The 2,404-nt window shown below is 31.7% G+C and carries 3 protein-coding genes and 1 pseudogene; all 4 read right to left on the reverse strand.

All coding sequences use genetic code 11. The features are described 5' to 3' along the window. Positions 1–85: 85 nt before the first annotated feature. On the reverse strand, positions 86–565 hold the full coding sequence (locus ACMZ6Z_RS09215; protein ID WP_416132234.1) for a hypothetical protein: 480 nt from the start codon (positions 563–565) through the stop codon (positions 86–88). Positions 566–674: 109 nt separating this feature from the next. After that, positions 675–1,118 carry an NADAR family protein gene (locus ACMZ6Z_RS09220; protein ID WP_416132235.1) on the reverse strand — a complete coding sequence of 148 codons (444 nt, stop codon included), beginning with the start codon at positions 1,116–1,118 and terminating at the stop codon, positions 675–677. Positions 1,119–1,133: 15 nt separating this feature from the next. Further along, complete coding sequence (locus ACMZ6Z_RS09225; RefSeq protein ID WP_416132236.1) at positions 1,134–1,748, reverse strand: hypothetical protein; 615 nt, start codon at positions 1,746–1,748, stop codon at positions 1,134–1,136. A gap of 10 nt (positions 1,749–1,758) precedes the next feature. Then, positions 1,759–2,404: pseudogene (locus tag ACMZ6Z_RS09230) on the reverse strand (hypothetical protein); the annotation flags it as partial.

The following is a 2,404-nucleotide window of genomic DNA, read 5'->3' on the forward strand; positions in this document are numbered from 1 at the left end:
AGGTGTTGCTGCTCCTGCGGTTGCTACAATAGCTACTAGACTATCCGCTACAATTATAGTAAAATCACTTAAAGAAACTAATTCTTCAAGTGATTTTTTCTGTAGGTAAATAATCTAAATTTATTGGTTTAGGATTAACTACCCCGTCTATCAAACGTGAGAAAAAAATCTCATCTGTAGCATCCATCACCTTTTTCGTGAAATTATTAACATACAAAATCGGAATAAATTCAGAACCATTTTCATCAAATCCTGTTAAAAAATATAAACCGTAATTAATTTTTCTTGGATTTTCTAAACCAACTGTCCATTCTGAATCAGGAACTTTTAAACGAAATACTTCTCCAAGATACACCCAACAATTAATAAAATCAATCATATGTTCTTTTGTATTTTCAATTCCGTTATTCCTGATATATTTTGCAAAATCACCTAAGCTGTCCATACTTAAATCCAATTTATAACCTTGATTCATAGCCTTCTCAGTAATTTCTTCAAGTAAATCATCTATTGAAAAAATGAATTCTTCTAATTTTTCTAATTCTTGTGCCTTATCTAGTTTCATGTTTAACTCTTTATAAAATCAATCAATTATAGAACCAATAAAATAATTAATATCATAGTCATCCAACGCCTGTAAAAATGGCTTTGAAGCTCCTTTTTCCAAAACATAGTTAATCTCTACAAAGTTTATCTCGAACGTCCATTAAGATTTTTCCCAACATATTTTTTCCCGAACCATCACCACCATCTCCCCAATATTTATCATTTATAGTATGTTCAATAATTTCAAGATTTTCTGTTGATAGTAATAAATTTTTCAATATTAAGTTTTGAGCGAACTTTTGTTCTACAGCGTAGGACATAACATCTACTTTTATTTGCTCCCAATTCTCCCTCAGTGGATTCATTCTATTCCGTCCCTCAATAGCAGCAGCCTTTGGATTAGAAAGTAATCTAATTTTTTCCCTAAGCTCTTTAGACTCAAATTTTTGAGCTTGGAAATAGTGCTCACTTGTCGGCCAATATAAACCAGAATCATCAAAAAAACCAAAAGGAGCAAAATTCGAAAATTCACCAAAAGGTTCATTGATTTTATAAAATTTTACATTTTCCATCCTAATGTTCTCAAACTATAAAATATCATTTCTATCTAAAGAATATTTATTTATAAAATTCTCCACAAAATCTTTATCGTAAAGATTGATTATCTTCAAATCACTTTTAATACGCCATAAGAAATTTACTTGCTTTAAAGTTATTTTTTCGAGATTTTGCTTCATCAATTCTATAATCTCTTGACTAGTATTAGAAAGTTGTAAAAATGTAATTAAAGGATCTAAATCATACATCTCTAGGAACGAATCTTGAATAATTCTTTTTATGTATAGATTGACTTTATTATCTACACCTTCCTTCTCTCCTGCACCATTATTTATCCAATATAATATCAAATTATCTAATATATGTTTATTAGTTTCATCATATCCATATATTCTATTTATTATGTACCCCTTTAATAAGCCTTTATCAAAAAGTTCAGTTAAACAATTAAAGCCACTATCATATCCCCAAGCGGTTAATAACATGGATACCTCAAAGAGATATTCTCCGTGCTGTAATAGCTCCTCTAATTGTCTTACTCTAGTAGATGAGATATCCTCTTTTTCTAGTTCAGATGCAACTATAGCATAATCTGCCCCTTCTGGTATCTCATATAATAATTTTCTAACGTACTCTTCTTGCATATTTCTCTCCTTATTTATAATATATATATTGTTTAGGTACTATTCCTTTTATCAATACTTCACCATCCCTAATAATATTCTGTAGATCTGAATTCGCCCTATTTAAGCCCCTCAAATTATTAGGAGTTGGATTGTTCGTATATCTTATCTGAGCTTGCTGAACTCTATTAGTAAATTGACTCACCAATTCATCGTGTGTAATAATTTCAACATCACTTATACGCCCAGCATCAATATCCAGTTGTAACTTACGTGTTTTTATGGATATTTGCTGATTTCCATAATGTTTAGGACTATTAGAAACGGTTAAATCTGTAGTAGAGATATACGGAGATTCAGATGAATTCCCACCTCTAACATGACTTACAGTACTGCCGGATCCATTTGGATTAGCTGGTACAAGATTACCGTCTCCATCAATATAGGCTTTAGGTGCTCCTTTAAGATTACTTTGAGAATAAAAATTGTTATCAGAACGGGAAACTACTTTAGGCACTTCCTTACTTGGTTTATTCAAACTAAACTTCCCTGCCAAGGAAGAACCTGCCGAAGCACCTGCCATACTAGTTAAAAATTTAGCCGCATTGGCCTGTGAGTCACTGGCTCCTAAAAGTTTAGCTCCGTGATAACCAAGTTCTCCTCCGCCCCATGCTCCT

Source organism: Streptococcus pluranimalium (genome assembly GCF_047785705.1).
GTDB classification, from domain to species: domain Bacteria; phylum Bacillota; class Bacilli; order Lactobacillales; family Streptococcaceae; genus Streptococcus; species Streptococcus pluranimalium_A.